General features: G+C 67.3%; 15 protein-coding genes and 1 tRNA gene. 8 read left to right on the top strand and 8 right to left on the bottom strand.

What is annotated here, in order from left to right; genetic code table 11:
* The first annotated feature begins 48 nt into the window (after window positions 1-48).
* The 5 genes from pal (at window position 49) to AC07YZ_RS02460 (ending at window position 3,538) form a co-directional block, all read left to right on the top strand.
* Window positions 49-630 carry a peptidoglycan-associated lipoprotein Pal gene (gene pal, locus AC07YZ_RS02480; protein WP_226492891.1) on the top strand — a complete coding sequence of 194 codons (582 nt, stop codon included), beginning with the start codon at window positions 49-51 and terminating at the stop codon, window positions 628-630.
* A 5-nt stretch (window positions 631-635) separates the two neighbouring features.
* A complete protein-coding gene (gene ybgF / locus AC07YZ_RS02475; RefSeq protein ID WP_226492892.1) occupies window positions 636-1,403 on the top strand; it encodes a tol-pal system protein YbgF in 768 nt (255 codons plus the stop codon).
* Between the two features lie 73 nt (window positions 1,404-1,476).
* Window positions 1,477-2,589 (top strand): YeeE/YedE family protein, encoded by a 1,113-nt coding sequence (locus AC07YZ_RS02470; RefSeq protein WP_226492893.1) that lies wholly within the window; start codon window positions 1,477-1,479, stop codon window positions 2,587-2,589.
* 6 nt (window positions 2,590-2,595) lie between these two features.
* On the top strand, window positions 2,596-3,417 hold the full coding sequence (locus tag AC07YZ_RS02465; protein WP_494793576.1) for a tRNA threonylcarbamoyladenosine dehydratase: 822 nt from the start codon (window positions 2,596-2,598) through the stop codon (window positions 3,415-3,417).
* Window positions 3,418-3,462: 45 nt separating this feature from the next.
* Window positions 3,463-3,538, top strand: a tRNA-Lys gene (locus AC07YZ_RS02460).
* Window positions 3,539-3,612: 74 nt separating this feature from the next.
* Here the strand turns inward: AC07YZ_RS02460 and AC07YZ_RS02455 are convergent.
* The 8 genes from AC07YZ_RS02455 to dapC form a co-directional block, all read right to left on the bottom strand.
* On the bottom strand, window positions 3,613-3,852 hold the full coding sequence (locus AC07YZ_RS02455; protein ID WP_226492895.1) for a PA2433 domain-containing protein: 240 nt from the start codon (window positions 3,850-3,852) through the stop codon (window positions 3,613-3,615).
* A gap of 118 nt (window positions 3,853-3,970) precedes the next feature.
* Window positions 3,971-4,219, bottom strand: a complete 249-nt coding sequence (locus AC07YZ_RS02450) for a GlsB/YeaQ/YmgE family stress response membrane protein (RefSeq protein WP_226492896.1) — start codon at window positions 4,217-4,219, stop codon at window positions 3,971-3,973.
* Between the two features lie 159 nt (window positions 4,220-4,378).
* Window positions 4,379-6,415 (bottom strand): ABC-F family ATP-binding cassette domain-containing protein, encoded by a 2,037-nt coding sequence (locus AC07YZ_RS02445; RefSeq protein ID WP_494793575.1) that lies wholly within the window; start codon window positions 6,413-6,415, stop codon window positions 4,379-4,381.
* Window positions 6,412-7,305, bottom strand: a complete 894-nt coding sequence (prmB, locus tag AC07YZ_RS02440) for a 50S ribosomal protein L3 N(5)-glutamine methyltransferase (RefSeq protein WP_494793574.1) — start codon at window positions 7,303-7,305, stop codon at window positions 6,412-6,414. Before prmB ends, AC07YZ_RS02445 begins: the two co-directional genes overlap by 4 nt.
* Before the next feature lie 8 nt (window positions 7,306-7,313).
* Entirely contained in the window at window positions 7,314-8,486 is a 1,173-nt protein-coding gene (gene dapE, locus AC07YZ_RS02435; protein WP_494793573.1) for a succinyl-diaminopimelate desuccinylase, read from the bottom strand.
* Window positions 8,486-9,646 (bottom strand): PilT/PilU family type 4a pilus ATPase, encoded by a 1,161-nt coding sequence (locus tag AC07YZ_RS02430; RefSeq protein ID WP_226492900.1) that lies wholly within the window; start codon window positions 9,644-9,646, stop codon window positions 8,486-8,488. Before AC07YZ_RS02430 ends, dapE begins: the two co-directional genes overlap by 1 nt.
* Window positions 9,647-9,781: 135 nt before the next feature.
* Window positions 9,782-10,615, bottom strand: a complete 834-nt coding sequence (gene dapD, locus AC07YZ_RS02425; protein ID WP_494793572.1) for a 2,3,4,5-tetrahydropyridine-2,6-dicarboxylate N-succinyltransferase — start codon at window positions 10,613-10,615, stop codon at window positions 9,782-9,784.
* Between the two features lie 51 nt (window positions 10,616-10,666).
* Window positions 10,667-11,890, bottom strand: coding sequence for a succinyldiaminopimelate transaminase (gene dapC, locus AC07YZ_RS02420; RefSeq protein WP_494793571.1), 1,224 nt, complete (start codon window positions 11,888-11,890; stop codon window positions 10,667-10,669).
* A gap of 161 nt (window positions 11,891-12,051) precedes the next feature.
* Between dapC and smc the strand changes: the two genes are divergently transcribed.
* From smc to ligA, 3 genes are all read left to right on the top strand, one after another.
* Window positions 12,052-15,573 carry a chromosome segregation protein SMC gene (gene smc / locus AC07YZ_RS02415; protein WP_494793570.1) on the top strand — a complete coding sequence of 1,174 codons (3,522 nt, stop codon included), beginning with the start codon at window positions 12,052-12,054 and terminating at the stop codon, window positions 15,571-15,573.
* A 35-nt stretch (window positions 15,574-15,608) separates the two neighbouring features.
* Entirely contained in the window at window positions 15,609-16,799 is a 1,191-nt protein-coding gene (locus tag AC07YZ_RS02410) for a cell division protein ZipA C-terminal FtsZ-binding domain-containing protein (protein ID WP_494793569.1), read from the top strand.
* Between the two features lie 114 nt (window positions 16,800-16,913).
* Window positions 16,914-19,019 (top strand): NAD-dependent DNA ligase LigA, encoded by a 2,106-nt coding sequence (gene ligA / locus AC07YZ_RS02405; RefSeq protein ID WP_494793568.1) that lies wholly within the window; start codon window positions 16,914-16,916, stop codon window positions 19,017-19,019.
* Window positions 19,020-19,048: the final 29 nt, after the last annotated feature.

The following is a 19,048-nucleotide window of genomic DNA, read 5'->3' as shown; positions in this document are numbered from 1 at the left end:
TTCACCGCATCCATTCCATTGCATACCCGTTCAGAAAGGGACATCCTCATGTTGAAAAACGCCAAACCCGACGCTCACTCCTCGACCCGCAACACGCCTCGCTGGCTGACCTGGCTCACCGGCGCCGTGCTGGTGGTTTCTCTGGCCGCCTGCGGCTCCAGCGTGAAGCTCGACGACGTGCCGGTGGAAGATCGCGGCACCTCCACCGGCGCGGGTGGCCAGGGCGGGCAGGGCAGTGGTGTGGACCCACGCGGGGTTGCCGGGGTCGAAGTGCCCGGCATGGACTCCCAGCAGCCAGCGGGGATGGCCCGTGTGATCTATTTCGACTACGACAGCTACGAAGTGCGCGCTGATTTCACCGCCACGCTCGAAGCCAACGCCCGCTACCTCAACGCCAATCGCAATCGCAAAGTGGCGCTCGAAGGCCACACCGACGAACGTGGTGGACGTGAATACAACTTGGCACTGGGTCAGAAACGCGCCGAAGCCGTGCGCCGCGCGCTGACCTTGCTGGGCGTCCCCGAGACGCAGATGGAGCCCGTGAGCTTTGGTGAAGAAAAGCCTGCGGTGCCGGGTTTTGATGAAGAGTCGTTTGCCAAGAACCGTCGCGTTGAACTGACCTACCGCTGAGCACCATGCGTTTTTCCCTGACATCCGCGGCGGCGATGCTGACCGTTGCCGGTTGGTGGCCGCTGCAGGCGCATGCCCTGTTCGATGACGACGAAGCGCGCAAGGCCGTCATCGAACTGCGACAGAAGTTTGAAGCCAAAAGCCAGGCCACCGATGCCGCTCTGGCCGAAGCGCGGGAAAGCGGTGCGGCCCACCGCCGCAGCCTGCTTGAACTCTCCAACCAGATCGAGGAGCTGCGCGGCGAACTGGCCCGGCTGCGCGGGCAGAACGAGCAGCTCGCGCGCGAGGTCTCCGAATTGCAGCGCCAGCAGAAGGATGTTCAGGTCGGGATCGACGAACGCCTGCGTCAGGTGGAACCGGTGCGGGTGTCTCTGGATGGCCTGGAGTTCACGGCGACACCCGAGGAAAAGCGCGATTTTGATGCGGCCATGGAAGTGCTGCGCCGCTCCGACTTTGTGCGGGCGTCGCAGGCTTACGCGGCCTTCATGCGCCGTTATCCGGACAGCGGCTACACCCCGTCGGCACTGTATTGGCTAGGCAACGCGCAGTACGCAAACCGGGCCTACAAAGACGCCATTGACAGCCATCGCCGCTTGGTGACGCAGTACCCCACACACCTGCGTGCGCCCGAAGCCATGCTGGCCATGGCCAACAGCCAGATCGAGATGAAAGACAGCAAGACGGCACGCCGCACGCTGAACGATCTGGTGAAACAGCATCCGCGGTCCGAGGCCGCGGCAGCGGCCCGCGAACGGCTGGCGGGTCTGCGCTGACGCGCCAGCGCCCGCCCTGGCGGGCACCGTGATGCAGCAGGCCTCTCGTGGGCCTGCTCCTACAATGGCGGCCATGGAAATCGCCGACCTTCACAAACTGCAGACTCTGGTGCTCTGGGCCGCATTCGCGGTGTCCGCGGCGTTTGGGTTCATCGCCCAGCGCACCCACTTCTGCACCATGGGGGCCATCAGCGACATCGTCAACATGGGCGCGTGGACGCGCATGCGCATGTGGGGCATGGCCGTCGGCGTGGCCATGATCGGTTTTTACGCCATGGGCTGGCTGGGCTGGATCGACACCAGCAAAACCATCTATTCCACGGGCCGCATCATCTGGTTGTCGGCGCTGGTGGGTGGTGCGCTGTTCGGTTTCGGCATGGTGCTGGCATCCGGTTGCGGCAGCAAGACTTTGGTGCGTATCGGCGCGGGCAGTCTCAAGTCGCTGGTGGTGTTCTTCGTCATGGGGTTTGCCGCCTTCGCCACATTGCGCGGCGTGTTGGCGGTGGCCCGTGTCAACACGTTGGACCAGGTGGCTTTCGACATCACGGCGGGCGGCACCGTGCCGGTCTGGGTCGCGGGCGCCTTGGGCGTCAAACCCGCGTTGGCGGGGTTGCTGCTGGCTTTGCTGGTCGGCGGCGCCCTGGTGCTGTGGGCGTTGACCGAGCCGGAGTTCCGCACCGGCAGCAATCTGTCCGGTGGCGTGGGCATCGGGCTCATGATTGTGGCCATGTGGTGGGTCAGCGGCCACCTCGGGTTTGTCCAGGAACACCCAGAAACCCTCGATTCGGTCTACCTCGCCACCAACACCGGGCGCATGGAGTCGCTGACATTCAGTGCTCCGATGGCCTACGCGCTGGACTGGCTCATTCTGTTCAGCGACACCTCCAAGGTGCTGACGCTGAGCGTCATCAGTGTGGCCGGGGTGGTGGTGGGTGCTTTCGTGCAAGCGCTGGTGGGGCGCAGTTTCCGCTGGGAAGGTTTTCGCGGCACGCAGGACACGGCGCTGCACCTGGTGGGCGCGTTCTGCATGGGTGTGGGCGGGGTCACGGCGCTGGGTTGCACCGTGGGCCAGGGCCTTTCCGGACTCTCCACCCTCAGCCTGACGAGCATGATCGCTGTCACGGGCATCGTGCTGGGCGCGATCGCCGGTTTTCGCTTCCAGATGTGGTTGATCGAGCGTGAGTGACCGCGCATGAGCATCGATTTCGAGCGCCGCTTTGGGGGCCTGCGCCGGCTCTACGGCATGGAGGGGTCCCAGCGCATCTTCGACGCACATGTGGTGGTGGTCGGCATCGGGGGCGTGGGCTCCTGGGCGGTCGAGGCGCTGGCGCGCAGCGGCGTGCGGCGCCTCACACTGATCGACATGGACCATGTGTCCGAGTCCAACATTAACCGCCAGATTCACGCGCTTGACGCCACCTTGGGTCAATCGAAGGTGCTGGCCATGCGTGAGCGGATCGCCCAGTTCCACCCGGCCTGCGTGGTCGATGTGATCGACGACTTTGTGACCCCGGAAAACTGGCCCCAAGCGCTGGAGGCACTCGGCGTCGAGGCTGACGCGGGCGGCCTGGGCCTCATCGATGCCTGCGACCAGGTGCGGGCCAAGACCGCCCTGGCCGCCTGGGCGCTGAACCACCATGTGCCTTTGGTGACGGTGGGCGCCGCGGGTGGAAAACGTCAGGCCCACGCGGTGGACATGGCCGATCTGGCCGACACCACCCACGATCCGCTGCTGGCCCAGTTGCGCTACCGCTTGCGCAAACATCACGGCGCGGCCCGGACGGGGCGCATCGGCGTGAATTGCGTGTTCAGCCGAGAGACCGTGGCCGCTCCCGATGCGTCCTGCCAGCTGGATGCGGGGGATGGCTCACTCAATTGCCACGGTTACGGCTCGGCCGTGAGCGTGACCGCCACGTTTGGTTTGTGCGCGGCGGGGGCGCTGATGAATGTGCTGGCGAACAACGCACACAAGATTCCATTGGGTCTTCAAAAAGACCCAAAAATGACGCTATAATTTGAGGCTTCGCAACAAGGCTGAAAGCCAAAGTTTCGAAACCGTGGGACGTTAGCTCAGTTGGTAGAGCAGCGGACTTTTAATCCGTTTGTCGTGGGTTCGACCCCCGCACGTCCCACCAAAATCATGGCGTAAAGCCTGAAAAGCCTGCTATCGCATCGGTAGCAGGCTTTTTTGTTTGTGCAGATCAAAGGCTCAGAGGCCCAGGATTTTCTTGGCCTGCGCCAGCGCCTTCATCGAGGCGTCGTGATCGCCCGCCTTGTGCAGGCGTTCACCGTCGGCGCGCAAAGTCATCACCTTCTCCTGGTCGGCCGCCGCCAAAGCCGGTTTGGTTGCCAGCTTGGCATCGATGGCCTTCATCTCGGTCGGGCAACTATTGGCCAGAGCCACGCCCGAGAACAACAGCGCGCAGGACGTCAACAACAGCTTCTTCATGACAAACCCCTCAAACGACCAGCACATGCTGGGGTCGGGATTGTTTCAGAGCTGTCCGGTGGGCACCAGTGCCCCGCATTAACCGCGTTGCGATCCCAGGATTCGCATCAGGTCCGGGTCACTTCTTCTTGACGAAGCCGTAGACCACGAGCAGCAGTACCGCGCCGATCACGGACGCAATGAAGCCGGCCGCCTGTCCCGGCGCATACAGCCCGAGCGCCGCGCCCAGGTAGCTGGCCAGAAACGATCCGGCCACGCCCAGGATGGCGGTCATGATCCAGCCCATGCCGTCGTCGCCGGGTTTGAGGGCACGTGCGACAAAGCCTGCGATGAGGCCAATGAAGAGGGTTCCAAGCAGGGACATCATGGGCGGTCTGCCTTTCGGGCAAAGGTGGTTGAGAAGACGCGCTCAACTGTAGCGCCGAGCTGGTGTTTTCGCCGTGCTTGGCGGTGCCAGGGCCGGGCCGCCGTGATGGGCGTCGCCCAGGTGTGGCGTCCAGCGCACGCGCGCCAACCCCGCCCGGCTTCAACCCGCGTTCATCGCATCAATGGCTTCCGTGAGCTCCAGCCAGCGACCTTCCAGCGTGTCGATTTCGTCGTTGACAGCCTTGAGTCGGCGGCCCGAGTCGGCCATGGCCGCGGGGCTGGTGGGCTGGCTCAGGAGGGTCTCCAGTTGCGCTCTTTCCTGTGCCAGTGCCGCCGTGCGCTTCTCGTTCTGTTCCAGCTCCTTCTTCAGGGGGCGGGCCTGTTCGGCCAACTGCTGGCGGCGCTGGGCATCCTGCCGACGTTGCTCGGGGCTGCGGGTCGCCGCGCTGGCGGGCGCGGCCACCGGAGCCTGCGGCGCCGGGGCAGTGGCCTTGGGAGCGGGCGTCGCCACGGCGGGGGCAGCGCCTCGCGCCTGATCGCGCTGTTCCTGGCGCTGGGCTTCGCGCGACTGCTTGGCCATGTCCAGCAGGTAGCGCTGGTAGTCGTCCAGATCGCCGTCGAAGGGTGCGATGCCACCGCGAGAGACCAGCCAGAACTCGTCGCACACGGCGCGCAGCAGGGCACGGTCGTGGCTGACCAGCATGACGGTGCCTTCGAACTCATTGAGCGCCATCGACAAGGCCTCGCGGGTTGCCAGGTCCAGGTGGTTGGTGGGCTCGTCGAGCAGCAGCAGGTTGGGGCGCTGCCAGACGATCATGCACAGCACCAGCCGCGCCTTTTCGCCACCGCTCATGCTGCCCACGGCCTGTTTCACCTGGTCGCCGGTGAAGTTGAAACTGCCCAGGAAACTGCGCAGATCCTGCTCGCGGGTGGATTGGCCGCTGAGGCGGCCCTGCGCTGTGCAGTCGCGTACCAGCCGGATCATGTGCTCCAGCGGGGTGTCGGCCGGGCGCAGCACATCGAGTTCCTGCTGCGCGAAGTAGCCGATGTTCAGGCCCTTGCCTTCGATGATGTCGCCACTGATGGCGGCCAGATCGCGCGCGATGGTCTTGACCACCGTGGACTTGCCCTGGCCGTTGGCGCCCAGGATACCGATGCGCTGCCCGGCCAGCACCGAGCGGCTGACGTTGCGCACGATCACGGTGGGCTCGCCACCGTCTTCCAGCGGCGGGTAGCCGAAACTGACCTCATGCATCGCCAGCATGGGGTTGGGCAGGTTCTGCGGTTCGCTGAACTCGAAGGTGAACTCGGCGTCGGCCAGCACCGGGCCGATCTTTTCCATGCGCTCCAGCGCCTTGACCCGGCTCTGCGCCTGTTTGGCCTTGCTGGCCTTGGCCTTGAAGCGGGCGATGAACTTCTGCAGGTGCGCCACCTTGTCCTGCTGCTTGGAATACGCCGTGGCCTGCAGCGCCATCTGCTCGGCGCGCATGTCTTCGAACTTGCTGTAGTTGCCGCCGTATCGCGTGAGCAGGGCACGTTCGATGTGGATGGTGACGTCGGTCACGGCATCGAGAAACTCGCGATCGTGGCTGATCACGAGCATGGTGCCTTCGTAGCGCTTGAGCCAGGCTTCCAGCCAGACCAGGGCGTCCAGGTCCAGGTGGTTGGTGGGTTCGTCGAGCAGCAGCAGGTCGCTCGGGCACATGAGCGCGCGAGCGAGCTGCAGGCGCATGCGCCAGCCGCCCGAGAAGCTGTTGACCGGGCGTTCCAGCTCGTCGGTGCGGAAACCCAGGCCCAGGATCAGGGCCTGCGCGCGCGCCGGCGCATCGTGTTCACCCGCGTCGTGCAGCGCCATGTAGGCGTGGGCCATGCGCTCGCCATCGCCGCTGTCTTCCGAGGCCTGCACCTCCTGGCGCGCGGCCAGCAGGGTCACGTCGCCTTCGATGACGAACTGCGTGGCCGGCATGTCGGTCTCGGGCATGTCCTGCGCCACCTGCGCCATGCGCCACTGCGCAGGCACGTAGAAATCGCCCTTGTCTTCGTGCAGGGTGTGGTTGAGCAGGCCGAACAGGCTGGACTTGCCCGCGCCGTTACGGCCGACGAGGCCGACTTTTTCGCTGGGGTTGATGGTGGCGGACGCGCCATCGAGCAGGACCTTCGTGCCACGACGAAGGACCAGGTTTTTCAGAGTGATCATGGGTGGGGCGCAGGCTGGACGGCCAGCGCCGAAAGGGATTCGGAGGTGAGAAGAAGAACCTGGTCGTCGCCGGCACTGGTGGACAGCCACACGGCTTCGAGCTGCGGAAAGGCCGCTTCGAAGTGCTCGCGTTCGTTGCCGATTTCGAGCACCAGCACGCCATGCGGACCCAGCCGCGCGGGCAGGTCGCGCAGCAGCGCACGAACGAAGTCCATGCCGTCGGCACCGCCAGCCAGGGCCAGCGCGGGTTCGGCGGTGTATTCGGCGGGCAGCTCGCGCATGCTCTGCGCGTTCACGTAGGGCGGGTTGCACAGCACCAGGTCGTAGGGGCCGGGGCAGGCCTTGAGCCCGTCGGATTCGATGAGCGTGATGCGGTCCTGCAACCGGTGGCGGTCCACGTTGATGCGAGCCACGGCCAGCGCGTCGGCGGAGATGTCGGCGCCGGTGACCTGCACCTCGGGCCAGGCCATGGCGGCCAGCACGGCCAGGCTGCCGTTGCCGGTGCACAGGTCCAGCACGCGCGTGGTGTGTTCGCCCAGCCAGGGATCGATGCCACCGTCGGCGATCAGCTCGGCGATGAAGCTGCGCGGCACGATGGCCCGCTCGTCCACATAGAACGGCACGCCTTGCAGCCAGGCCTCGCGCGTGAGGTAGGCGGCGGGCTGGCGGGTTTCGATGCGGCGGGTGATCAGCGCGGCGACGGCTTGCGCGGCCTCATCGGTCACGGGCAGCGTGGCCAGCGCATCGAGGTCGCTGTCGAGGGGCAGCCCCAACTGCCACAGCACCAGCCAGGCCGCTTCGTCGTGGGCGTTGGTGGTGCCATGCCCATAGGCCAGCGAGGCGGCGGCGAGGCGGCGCTGCGCCTCGGCCAGGGTGTGTTGCAGGTTCATGGGGCGGGTCAGCGGCCAGCGCCGGCCAGTCGGGCCAGTTGGTCCAGGGTGCGGCGGTAGATGTTCTTGAGCGGCTCGATGTCGGCCACCGCGACGTGTTCGTCGATCTTGTGGATGGTGGCGTTGGGCGGGCCGAGTTCGATCACCTGGGGGCAGACCTGGGCGATGAAACGTCCGTCACTGGTGCCGCCGGTGGTGGAGAGCTGGGTGTCGATGCCGGTCTCGGCCCGGATCGCCGCGCGCACGGCGTCGACCAGAGGGCCGGGTTCGGTGAGAAAGGGCAGGCCACCCACGGTCCACGCCAGATCGAAGTCCGTGCCGGCCCGCAGTCCCTGGCGCTGCAGGATGTCCGCGACGCGCTGCTGCAGGCCGTCGGGTGTGGACGCGGTGGAGAAGCGGAAGTTGAAATCGATCACCACGGTGCCGGGGATGACGTTGCTCGCGCCCGTGCCGCCGTGGATGTTGCTGACCTGCCAGGTGGTGGGCGGGAAGAAGGCATTGCCCGTGTCCCAGACGGTGGCCACGAGTTCGGCCAGCGCGGGCGCCACCATGTGAATCGGGTTCCTGGCGAGCTGCGGGTAGGCGATGTGACCCTGGATGCCCTTGACCGTGAGCTTGCCGCTCATGGTGCCGCGGCGGCCGTTCTTGATCATGTCGCCGGTGCGCTCCACCGAGGTGGGTTCGCCGACGATGCACCAGTCCAGCCGTTCGCCGCGCTTTTGCAGTTCGCGGCAGACGATCACCGTGCCGTCGTTGGCCGGGCCTTCTTCGTCGCTGGTGAGCAGGAAGGCGATGTCGATCTGCGGCTCGGGGTTGGAGGCGATGAATTCTTCGCAGGCCACGACCATGGCCGCCAGCGAGGCTTTCATGTCGCTGGCCCCACGGCCGTAGAGCTTGCCGTCACGGTGCGAGGGCACGAACGGGTCGCTGGCCCAGGCCTCCAGCGGGCCGGTGGGCACCACATCGGTGTGGCCGGCGAACACCAGGGTCGGCTGGTCGCCGCGGCCGCGGCGGGCCCAGAGGTTGGTCACGCGGAAATCGGCCGGGCCGCTCTCCAGCGTTTCGCAGGCGAAGCCCAGGGCCGACAGGCGCGACGCGATCAGCGCCTGACAGCCCGCGTCCAGGGGGGTGACCGAGGCACGGGCGATCAGTTCTTCGGTCAGGCGCAGGGTGGCGGTCATCAGAATTTGACGTCGAGGGTGAACTCGGTGAAGGTGGCGCTGTCGCCGTTCTCTTCTTCGCCCGGCGTGGCCTGCTGGTTGGTGCGTGTGGTGTTGAAGTCGTTCTGCAGACGCCACATGAGGTTGCTGGGCGAGTCGGCGTGGGCCAGGCCCTCGTTGCGAGACACCAGGCCGTCCACGATGAGCCGGGACAGGTCCTGCTCGAAGCTCTGCGAGCCTTCGGCCAGCGACTTTTCCATCGCTTCACGCACGCCGGAGAAGTCGGCTTTCTGGATCAGGTCGGCGATCAGCGCGGTGTTGAGCATCACCTCCATGGCCGGCACGCGCCCGCCGGTGTGGGTGCGCAACAGGCGCTGCGAGACGATGGCGCGCAGCGCCGAGGACAGGTCGCCCAGCATGGTGGGGCGCACTTCCACCGGGTAGAAGCTCAGGATCCGGTTGAGGGCCTGGTAGCTGTTGTTGGCGTGCAGCGTGGCCAGACACAGGTGGCCCGACTGGGCATAGGCGATGGCCGCCGACATGGTTTCGCGGTCGCGGATTTCGCCGATCAGGATCACGTCGGGGGCCTGGCGCAGCGCGTTCTTCAGGCCGATCTGCAGCGAGGCGGTGTCGGTGCCGATCTCGCGCTGGTTGATCACCGATTTGCGGTTGCGGTAGACGTACTCGATCGGGTCCTCAATGGTGAGGATGTGGCCGGTGGAGCGGTCATTGCGGTGATCGATCATGGCCGCCAGCGTGGTGGACTTGCCCGCGCCGGTGGCACCCACCATCAACACCAGTCCGCGTTTTTCCATGATCAGCTCGGACAGGATCGGCGCCACGTTGAGCGAGTCCAGGCTGGGCACGTCCCCCGGTATGAAGCGGATCACCACGGCGTAGTTGCCGCGCTGGCGAAAGGCACTGACGCGGAAGTTGCCCACGCCTTCCAGCGGCACGGCCATGTTGAGCTCACCGGTCTCATGCAGCTCTTCGATGCGCGTGGCCGGCACGATCTCGGCGAGCAGGTTGCTGGGTGCGTCCGGCGGCATCACCTGGCTGTTGACCGGGATGGTCTGGCCATTGATCTTGATCATGGCCGGCGCATGCGCCGAAAGGTAGACGTCCGAAGCCTTCTTCTCGGCCATCAGGCGCAGGATGCGCTCCATTGTTCCGCTGCTCATGCCGTGTCCTTATCAGAAGAAAAAAAACAATACGTGACCGGAGTCCGTGCCTTCACCCAGAACACCGCGGAACTGGCTTTGCCAGGCCGCTGGTGTTGTCCCCCTGGGGGGAAGACGCGAAGCGGCGCAGGGGGCTCAGTCTCGCAACAAGTCGTTCAGGCTGGTTTTGGAGCGCGTCTGGGCGTCCACCGTCTTCACGATGATCGCGGCATAGGTGCTGTAGTCCTGGCCGGCCTTGGTCTTCTTGGGCAGGTTGCCGCTGATGACCACACTGCCTGCGGGCACGCGACCGTAGGTGATTTCGCCGGTTTCGCGGTTGAACACCGGGGTGCTCTGGCCGACATACACGCCCATGCCCAGCACGGAGTTTTCTTCGATCACCACGCCCTCGACCACTTCGGAGCGCGCCCCGATGAAGCAGTTGTCTTCGATGATGGTGGGGCCGGCCTGCAGCGGCTCCAGCACGCCGCCGATGCCCACGCCGCCGGAGAGGTGCACGTTCTTGCCGATCTGCGCGCAGGAGCCGACGGTGGCCCAGGTGTCAACCATGGTGTTTTCGTCGACATAGGCGCCGATGTTCACGTAGCTGGGCATCAGGATCGCGCCCTTCGCGACAAAGCTGCCACGGCGCGCCACGGCCGGCGGCACCACGCGCACGCCGGTGGCCTTCATCTCGGCTTCGCTCAGGTCGGCGAACTTGGTGGGCACCTTGTCGTAGAACGCCAGGTCGCCGCTGCGCATCAGTTCGTTGTCCTTGAGGCGGAACGACAGCAGCACGGCCTTCTTGATCCACTGGTGCACGGTCCACTGACCCACGCCTTCGCGCGTGGCCACGCGCAGCGTGCCGGCGTTGAGTTCGCTGATCACGTGTTCCACGGCGTCCATCACCTCCTTGGGGGCGGAAGCGGGGGAGAGGTCGGCGCGGTTGTCCCAGGCGTTGTCGATCAGGGTTTGCAGTTGGAGGGTCATGGTGTCTCGGACGATGGGGGTGAACGGAGAGGAAACGAAGATAAGAAGGGGTCAGTCGTTGTGGAACACGAACGCCTTGATGCGCCCGGCGGCCTCCAGGCATTCGGCGGGTTCGGCCACCAGCGCCATGCGCACGCGGCCCCGGCCAGGGTTGACGCCCCCCGCCTCGCGGGCAAGGTAGCTGCCCGGCAAAACCGTGACATTGTATTGAGCCAGCAGCTCACGCGCGAAGGCCTCGTCGGCGCTCAGGCCGGGCACCCGGTCGACAAAAACCTCCGGAACGCCCGCCCAGAGGTAAAACGCCGCGTCGGGCAGGGCCACGTCGAGCACGGAGGAGAGCAGGGGCGTGACCTGGGCGAACTTCTCGCGGTACTGGCGGCGGTTGTCCACCACGTGCGCCTCGTCGCCCCAGGCCACCCGGCTGGCGGCCTGCACGGCCGGGCTCATGGCGCCGCCGTGGTAGGTGCGGTAGAGCAGGAAGGGCTTGATCAGCGCCGCGTCGCCGGCCACGAAACCGCTGCGCAGGCCGGGCACGTTGCTGCGTTTGGACAGGCTGGTGAACATCATCAGGTTCTTGAAGTCGGTCCGCCCGAGCTTCATGGCCGCTTCCAGCCCGCCCAGGGGCGGCTCGTCTCGGAAATAGATCTCGCTGTAGCACTCGTCCGAGGCGATCACGAAGCCGTGGCGGTCGCTCAGCTCGAACAACTTTTGCCACTCGTCCAGCGGCATCACGGCGCCGGTGGGGTTGCCGGGGGAACACACGAAGATCAGTTGCGTGCGGGCCCAGACCTCGTCCGGCACGCTGTCCCAGTCGACCGCGAAGTTGCGCGCCGGGTCGCTCGCCACGTAATAAGGCTGGGCGCCGCCGAGCAGGGCCGCGCCCTCGTAGATCTGGTAGAACGGGTTGGGAAACACCAGCGTCGCGCCGGGCCGTGTGGGGTCGATCACGGTCTGGGCAAACGAGAACAGCGCCTCGCGCGAGCCGTTGACCGTCAGCACCTGGGTGGCCGGGTCCACCGTGACGCCGTAGCGCCGCTGCAGCCAGCCCGCGCAGGCTTCGCGCAGGGCCGGTTCGCCGGCGGTGGCGGGGTATCCGGTCAGTCCGGTGTCGAGCGCGGCGGCCAGCGCGTCCTTGAGCATCTGGGGTGTGGCGTGCCTGGGTTCGCCGATGCCCAGGCTGATGGGCCGGTGGTCGGGGTTGGGTGTGACGCCCGCAAACAGCTGGCGCAGCCGTTCGAAAGGATAAGGCTGCAAGAGGGACAACTTGGGATTCATGGGGCCGATTATCCCGGGGGCGTGCGCAGCGGCCTCGGCGTGGGGTCGGGTGGCGGTCCAGGGGTGGGTGGACACGGTATCATGCGGCTTGCGATCCGGCCCCGGGTGTGGCCGGATTTTCGTTTCAAATCAAACAGTTAGCTTCCTGCGACCGAATTCCCGTGCGCCTCAATTCGATCAAGCTCTCCGGTTTCAAGTCGTTCGCCGAACCCACCAACTTCATGCTGCCGGGTCAATTGGTGGGCGTGGTGGGTCCCAACGGCTGCGGCAAGTCCAACATCATGGACGCGGTGCGCTGGGTGCTGGGCGAGTCCAAGGCCTCCGAGCTGCGTGGCGAGTCCATGCAGGACGTGATCTTCAACGGCACCAACAACCGCAAGCCGGCCAGCCGTTCCAGTGTGGAACTGGTGTTCGACAACAGCGACCACCGCGCCGGCGGCCAGTGGGGCCAGTTCACCGAAATCGCCGTCAAGCGCGTGCTCACCCGCGACGGCACCAGCAGCTACTACATCAACAACCAGCCGGTGCGCCGCCGCGACGTGCAGGACGTGTTCCTCGGCACCGGCCTGGGGCCGCGCGCCTACGCCATCATCGGCCAGGGCACCATCAGCCGCATCATCGAGAGCAAGCCCGAAGAGCTGCGGCTGTTCCTCGAAGAAGCCGCCGGGGTCTCCAAATACAAGGAGCGCCGCCGCGAGACCGCCAACCGGCTGGCCGACACGCGCGAAAACCTCACGCGGGTGGAAGACATCCTGCGCGAGCTCAACGCCAACCTGGACAAGCTGGAGAAACAGGCCGAGGTGGCCGCGCGCTACAACACGCTGCAGACCGGCGCCACGCTCAAGCAGCACCAGCTCTGGTTCCTCAAACGCAGCGAGGCCGAGGCCGATCAGGTCAAGGTGAAGAACGACGCCGCCCAGGCCCTGAACGATCTGGAGTCGCGCACCGCCGACCTGCGCCGCGTGGAAGCCGAGCTGGAGACCATCCGCCAGGCGCACTACGCCGCCGGCGACCAGGTGAACCAGGCGCAGGGCAAGCTCTACGAGGCCAGTGCCGAGGTCGGCAAGCTCGAAGCCGAGATCCGCTTCGTGGTCGAGGGCCGCACCCGCGTGGAACAGCGTCTGGTGCAATTGAAAGAACAGATGGCCTCGTGGTCCACGCGCAGCCAGGACGCCAGCGTTGAACTGGAGCAACTGGCCGAGGCCGTGGTCGAAGCCGAAGAAAAGTCGGTGGTGCTCGCCGCCCAGGGCGAGGAGCAGGCCGGGGCGCTGCCCGCGCTGGAAGACGGCCTGCGCCAGGCACAGAACCGCGCCAACGAGCAGCGCGGCAGCGTCACCCAGGTGCAGCAGCAGATCCAGGTGCTGGCGGCCGAACAGCGCAACGTGGAAGAGCAGAGCCGCCAGCTCAACCAGCGCCGCGAACGCCTGATGGCCGACCGCAACGCCCTGGCCGCGCCCGACGAGGCGCGCCTGCTCAGTGCGCAAAGCCAGTTGGCGGAGGCCCAGGAAGCGGCCGATGTGGCCGATGCCGTGCTGCACGAACTGCAGGACAGCGTGCCCCAGCTCGACGAAGTGCGCCGCGCCGCCCAGCAGGCGGTGAACCAGGAGTCGGCGAAACAGTCCGACCTGTCGGCCCGCATGGAAGCGCTCAAGGCGCTGCAGGACAAGGTCAAGACCGACGGCAAACTCCAACCCTGGCTGGCCAAACACGGGCTCGACGGCCTGCAGGGCCTGTGGAGCCGCATCCACATCGAAACCGGCTGGGAAAACGCGCTCGAAGCCGCGCTGCGCGAGCGCCTGGGCGCGCTCGAAGTCTCACGGCTGGAGATGGTGCGTGCCTTCGCCAACGATGCGCCCCCGGCGAAACTCGCGTTCTACAGCCCGGTGTCCGCAGGGGTTGCCACGGGCAGTTCCAGCGGCCTCAAGCCCCTGGCCGACTGGCTGCGCCTGAACGACGCCGGGCAAAAAGCCCTGCTGGCCGACTGGCTGCAAGGCTGCCTGACCGCGGCGAATCTGGACGAGGCGATGGCGCAGCGCGCCCAGTTGCAGGCCGGCGAGGTGATCTACGTGCCCAGCGGCCACGCGGTCAGTGCACACAGCGTGAGCTTCTACGCGCCCGACAGCGAGCAGGCCGGTCTGCTGGCCCGGGCGCAGGAAATCGAACACCTGGAGAAACAGCTGCGCGCCCAGGCCCTGATGGCCGAACAGGCCCGCACGGACTTGGTGCGCGCGGAAGCGGCCTACACCGACGCCTCGCAGCGCCTGGTGAGCGCGCGCCGCGAAGGCGCCGAAACGCGGGGCAAGGCCCACGAGCTGCAGGTCGAGGCCCTGCGCCTGACCCAGCTGGCCGAGCAGACCCGTGCGCGCAGCGAACAGATCGCCGCCGACCTCGCCGAGGTGGACGCCCAGCTCGATGAGCTGCAGGAGCGCCGGGTCACCGCCGAAGCCCGCTTCGAAGAGCTGGACATGCAGCTCGCCGACAGCCAGGAGCGCCATGCCCAGCTCGACGACAAGGTGATCGACGCCGAGCGCGCGCTGAACGCCGCCCGCGAACAGCAGCGCTCACTGGAGCGCAGCGCGCAGGAAGCCACCTTCGCCCTGCGCAGCCTGCAGGCGCGCCAGGGCGAGCTGCAGCGCTCGCTGGAAACCGCGGCCTCGCAGGAAAAGGCGCTGGTCGACGAAGAACAGCGTGCCACCGACGAGCTGGCCCGGCTGAGCGCCGCCGCCGCCGAGGCCGGGCTGCAGAACGTGCTGGCCGTGAAGCTCGAGCGCGAGCAGACCCTGGGCGCCCTGCGCAGCCAGTACGACGACCTCACGATGAAGCTGCGCGCCAGCGACGAGCGCCGCCTGCAACTGGAGCGCGAACTCGATCCGCTGCGCAACCGCATCACCGAGTTCCAGCTCAAGGAACAGGCCGCGCGCCTGGGCGTGGAGCAGTACAGCCAGCAGCTCGAAGAGGCCCAGGCCGACCTGGCCGCGGTGGCGCAGAGCATCACCGAGGGCAACGTGCGGCTCGCGGGTCTGCAGGGCGAGATCGACCGCATGCACCGAGAGATCCAGGCGCTGGGTGCGGTCAACCTCGCCGCGCTGGACGAGCTTACCGCCGCGCGAGAGCGCAAGACCTTCCTCGACGCGCAGTCGGCCGACCTGAACGACGCAATGAACACGCTGGAAGACGCGATCAAGAAGATCGACGCCGAGACCCGCGACCTGCTGGGCAGCACCTTCAACACCGTCAACGAGCACTTCGGCCGCATGTTCCCCGAGCTCTTCGGCGGCGGCAACGCCCGTCTGGTGATGACCGGCGAGGAAATCCTGGACGCGGGCGTGCAGGTGCTGGCACAGCCGCCCGGCAAGAAGAACCAGACCATCCACCTGCTCTCGGGCGGCGAAAAGGCGCTCACCGCCATCGCGCTGGTGTTCGCCATCTTCCAGCTCAACCCGGCGCCGTTCTGTCTGCTCGACGAGGTGGACGCGCCGCTGGACGACGCCAACACCGAGCGCTACGCCCGGCTGGTGACCAGCATGAGCAAGCAGGGCACCCAGTTCCTGTTCATCAGCCACAACAAGATCGCCATGGAAATGGCCGAGCAGCTGATCGGTGTGACCATGCAGGAGCAGGGCGTTTCGCGTATCGTCGCGGTGGACATGGAGTCCGCCGCCGGCATGCTCGAACCCTCCTGAGCACCCAACCCCCATCTCCCACTTCTCCTCGCACCATGAGCACACTGCAACTCAGTCTGGCCATCATCGGAGGGCTCGTGCTGGCGGGCGTGGTGGCCTACAACGCCTGGGTCACCAGCAAGAGCGCGCCCCGCACGGCGCGCGAGCGCGGGCCGCAGGACGCCGCACCCGGCGCCTACGAGGGCGGCTCGCAGGCCGGGCGTTTCGACGACACCACCCCGGCGGCGCTCGCCGAGCGGCCCCAGACCGGGCCGGGGCTGGACATCGCGCAGCGCATCGAACCCGTGCTCGACGACGGTCCGTCACCGGACACCGCCAGCGACGCACCGCCCCCGGACGCCCGCCACCCGGGGCCGCCGGTGGTGCCCGTGACCCTCAACAACGTGGTCCACGTGCCCGAGAAAAAGCCCGCGCTCGACGCCCTGATCGACGTCATCACGCCGATGCTGCTCGAAGGCGAGGTCTCGGGCGACGCCTTACTGGCTGCCCTGCCGGGCACACGCCGCGTGGGCAGCAAGCCGTTCGCGGTGGAAGGGCAGAGCGAGAGCTCCGGCGAATGGGAAAGCCCGCGCCCGGGCCAGCGCTACCGCGCACTGCAGGCCGGGGTGCAGCTGGCCAACCGCGCCGGCGCGCTCAACGACATCGAGTTCTCCGAGTTCGTCGTCAAGGCCCAGGCCTTCGCCGACGCCGTGGGCGCCACACCCGATTTCCCGGACATGCGGGCCGAGGTGGCCCGCGCGCGCGAGCTCGACGCCTTCGCCAGCGGACACGACGCCCAGCTCGGTTTCGTGCTGCGCGCGCGCCGCGCCGCCTGGAGCCCGGGCTATGTGGCGCAGAACGCCGCCCGGCTGGGCTTTGTGGCCGGCGCCTTGCCCGGGCGCATGGTGCTGGCGGGCAGCCAGAACGGGCAGGCCCCGGTCCTGAGCCTGGTGTTCGACCCGCAGGCCGCCATGGCCGAAGACCCCGAACAAAGCGCGCTGCGCGAGATCGCGCTGTCGCTGGAAGTGACACACGTGCCGCGCAGCGAACAACCGTTCGTGCGCATGCGCCAGGCCGCCGCCGCGCTGGCCGAAGCCATGGACGGTGTGGTCACCGACGACGCCGGCCAACCGCTGTCCACCGACACCATGGACCGCATCGGGGCCGATCTGGAAAGCCTGTACGACGCGCTCGACAGCCGCGATCTGTCGGCGGGTTCACCGCAGGCGCGACGGCTGTTTAGTTGACCCCCCCGCCACGCTTCGCGTGACCCCCCAAGGGGCGATGCTGGCGGCCCGGCGAAGCCGGTTCCGCGGCATCCTCGGTTGACTTCCCCTCATTCGCTGTGTGATCTTGTCTGCATGAGCACTTCTGATCTTTTTTCCTCTGAGCCCGCTCCGGCCGAACGCGCGGCCGAGCTGCGCGCGCTGTTGAACCGCCACGCCCACCTGTACTACACGCTGGACGCGCCGGAGATTCCGGATGCGGAGTACGACCGTCTGTTCCGAGAATTGCAGGCGCTCGAAGCCGCGCACCCGGAGCTGTTGACGCCGGATTCGCCGACGCAGCGGGTGGGGGGCTCCGTGCTCGAAGCCTTCACGCCGGTGCGCCATGCGGTGCCCATGTTGTCGATCAACACCGAGACCGACACCGAGCCGACCGGTGCGCGCAGTTTCGACATCCGCGTGCGCCGTGCGCTGGGACTGACCGAGGCCGATCCGCCCGTGGACTACGTGGCCGAGCTCAAGTTCGACGGCCTGGCCATGAGCCTGCGCTATGAAAACGGCGTGCTGGTGCAGGCCGCCACGCGCGGTGACGGCGAGGTGGGCGAGGACGTGACGAACAACGTCCGCACCATCGGCCAGATTCCCCTGCGCCTGCCGGCCGATGCCCCGCCGCTGCTGGAGGTGCGTGGTGAGGTCTACATGCGCCGCGACGACTTCGATGCGCTCAACGAGAAGCAGCGCGCGAAGATCGCCGCCGGTGCCAAAGGCGAAAAGACTTTTGTGAACCCGCGCAACGCCGCCGCAGGCGCGGTGCGCCAGCTGGACTCGGGCATTGCCGCCCAGCGTCCGCTGAGCTTCTTCGCCTACGGCCTGGGCCAGACCACGCCGCCGGAGCAGGGCGGCCCGGCGTTTGACACCCACTTCGCGCTGCTCATGCAGCTCAAGGCCTGGGGTTTTCCGGTGGCCGAGCAGACCGCCATCGCCACGGGGGCCGACGAGCTGGTCGCTTTTCACCAGCGCATCGGCGCCAGCCGCGACCAGTTGCCCTACGACATCGACGGTGTGGTCTACAAGGTCAACTCGCTGGCGCTGCAGCGCCGGCTCGGTTTCGTCACGCGCGAGCCGCGCTGGGCGGTGGCGCACAAATACCCGGCGCAGGAACAGCTCACCACCGTGCTGGCCATCGACGTGCAGGTGGGCCGGACCGGCAAGCTCACACCGGTGGCCAAGCTCGCGCCGGTGTTCGTGGGCAACGTGACGGTGACCAACGCCACCCTGCACAACGAAGACGAAGCGCGCCGCAAGGACGTGCGCGTGGGCGACACGGTGATCGTGCGCCGCGCGGGCGACGTGATCCCCGAGGTGGTGGCCGTGCTGCCCGAGAAGCGGCCCGAGGGCGCCGAGGTGTTCACCATGCCGCAGGTCTGCCCGGTCTGTGGCAGTGCGGCGGTGCGCGAGGAGGGCGAGGTGGACACCCGCTGCACCGGCGGCCTGTTCTGTGCCGCCCAGCGCAAGGAAGCCATCCTGCACTACGCCCACCGCCGCGCGGTCGAGATCGAGGGCCTGGGCGACAAGCTGGTGGAGCAACTGGTGGACTCGGGCGTGGTCAAGACCTTGCCCGACCTCTACCGCCTGGGCTTCACCGCGTTGGCCGGCCTGGACCGCATGGCCGACAAGTCGGCGCGGAACATCGTGGCCGCGCTGGAGAAGTCCAAACACACCACGCTGCCGCGTTTCCTGTTCGGCCTGGGCATTCGCCACGTGGGCGAGGCCACGGCGAAAGACCTGGCGCGGCACTTCGGCCAGATCGACCGCATCATGGACGCCACGGTGGAGCAACTGCTGGAGGTGAACGACGTGGGGCCGGTGGTGGCGCAAAGCATCCGAACCTTCTTCGAGCAGCCGCACAACCGCGAGGTGGTGGAGCAGTTGCGGGCCTGTGGCGTCACCTGGGAAGAGGGCGAGCCCGCCGCACAGGCCCCCAAACCGCTGGCGGGCAAGACCTTCGTGCTCACCGGCACCTTCCCCACGCTCAGCCGCGACGCGGCCAAGGACCTGCTGGAAGCCGCCGGCGCCAAGGTGGCGGGCTCGGTCAGCAAGAAGACCGACTACGTGGTGGCCGGCGCCGAGGCCGGCAGCAAGCTGGACAAGGCGCGCGATCTCGGCGTGGCGGTGCTCGACGAGGCCGCCATGCTGGCTTTGCTGGCCCCAGGCGCGGACGCCTCAACCGGCGGTAAGTGAGAGCGATGCAGCCCAGGGGCACCGCCGGG

The sequence above is a fragment of the Hydrogenophaga sp. GW101-3F08 genome (assembly GCF_059424585.1).
This window is presented reverse-complemented; position numbering and strand designations above follow the sequence as displayed.

Bases quoted from the DNA above. Each gene is read 5' to 3' on its own strand.
- AC07YZ_RS02465 (WP_494793576.1), top strand. From the start codon at position 2,596: ATGAGCATCGATTTCGAGCGCCGCTTTGGGGGCCTGCGCCGGCTCTAC.
- AC07YZ_RS02470 (WP_226492893.1), top strand. From the start codon at position 1,477: ATGGAAATCGCCGACCTTCACAAACTGCAGACTCTGGTGCTCTGGGCC.
- prmB (WP_494793574.1), bottom strand. From the start codon at position 7,305: ATGAACCTGCAACACACCCTGGCCGAGGCGCAGCGCCGCCTCGCCGCC.
- AC07YZ_RS02450 (WP_226492896.1), bottom strand. From the start codon at position 4,219: ATGATGTCCCTGCTTGGAACCCTCTTCATTGGCCTCATCGCAGGCTTT.
- dapE (WP_494793573.1), bottom strand. From the start codon at position 8,486: ATGACCGCCACCCTGCGCCTGACCGAAGAACTGATCGCCCGTGCCTCG.
- AC07YZ_RS02455 (WP_226492895.1), bottom strand. From the start codon at position 3,852: ATGAAGAAGCTGTTGTTGACGTCCTGCGCGCTGTTGTTCTCGGGCGTG.
- pal (WP_226492891.1), top strand. From the start codon at position 49: ATGTTGAAAAACGCCAAACCCGACGCTCACTCCTCGACCCGCAACACG.
- AC07YZ_RS02410 (WP_494793569.1), top strand. From the start codon at position 15,609: ATGAGCACACTGCAACTCAGTCTGGCCATCATCGGAGGGCTCGTGCTG.
- ybgF (WP_226492892.1), top strand. From the start codon at position 636: ATGCGTTTTTCCCTGACATCCGCGGCGGCGATGCTGACCGTTGCCGGT.
- dapD (WP_494793572.1), bottom strand. From the start codon at position 10,615: ATGACCCTCCAACTGCAAACCCTGATCGACAACGCCTGGGACAACCGC.
- AC07YZ_RS02445 (WP_494793575.1), bottom strand. From the start codon at position 6,415: ATGATCACTCTGAAAAACCTGGTCCTTCGTCGTGGCACGAAGGTCCTG.
- ligA (WP_494793568.1), top strand. From the start codon at position 16,914: ATGAGCACTTCTGATCTTTTTTCCTCTGAGCCCGCTCCGGCCGAACGC.
- AC07YZ_RS02430 (WP_226492900.1), bottom strand. From the start codon at position 9,646: ATGAGCAGCGGAACAATGGAGCGCATCCTGCGCCTGATGGCCGAGAAG.
- dapC (WP_494793571.1), bottom strand. From the start codon at position 11,890: ATGAATCCCAAGTTGTCCCTCTTGCAGCCTTATCCTTTCGAACGGCTG.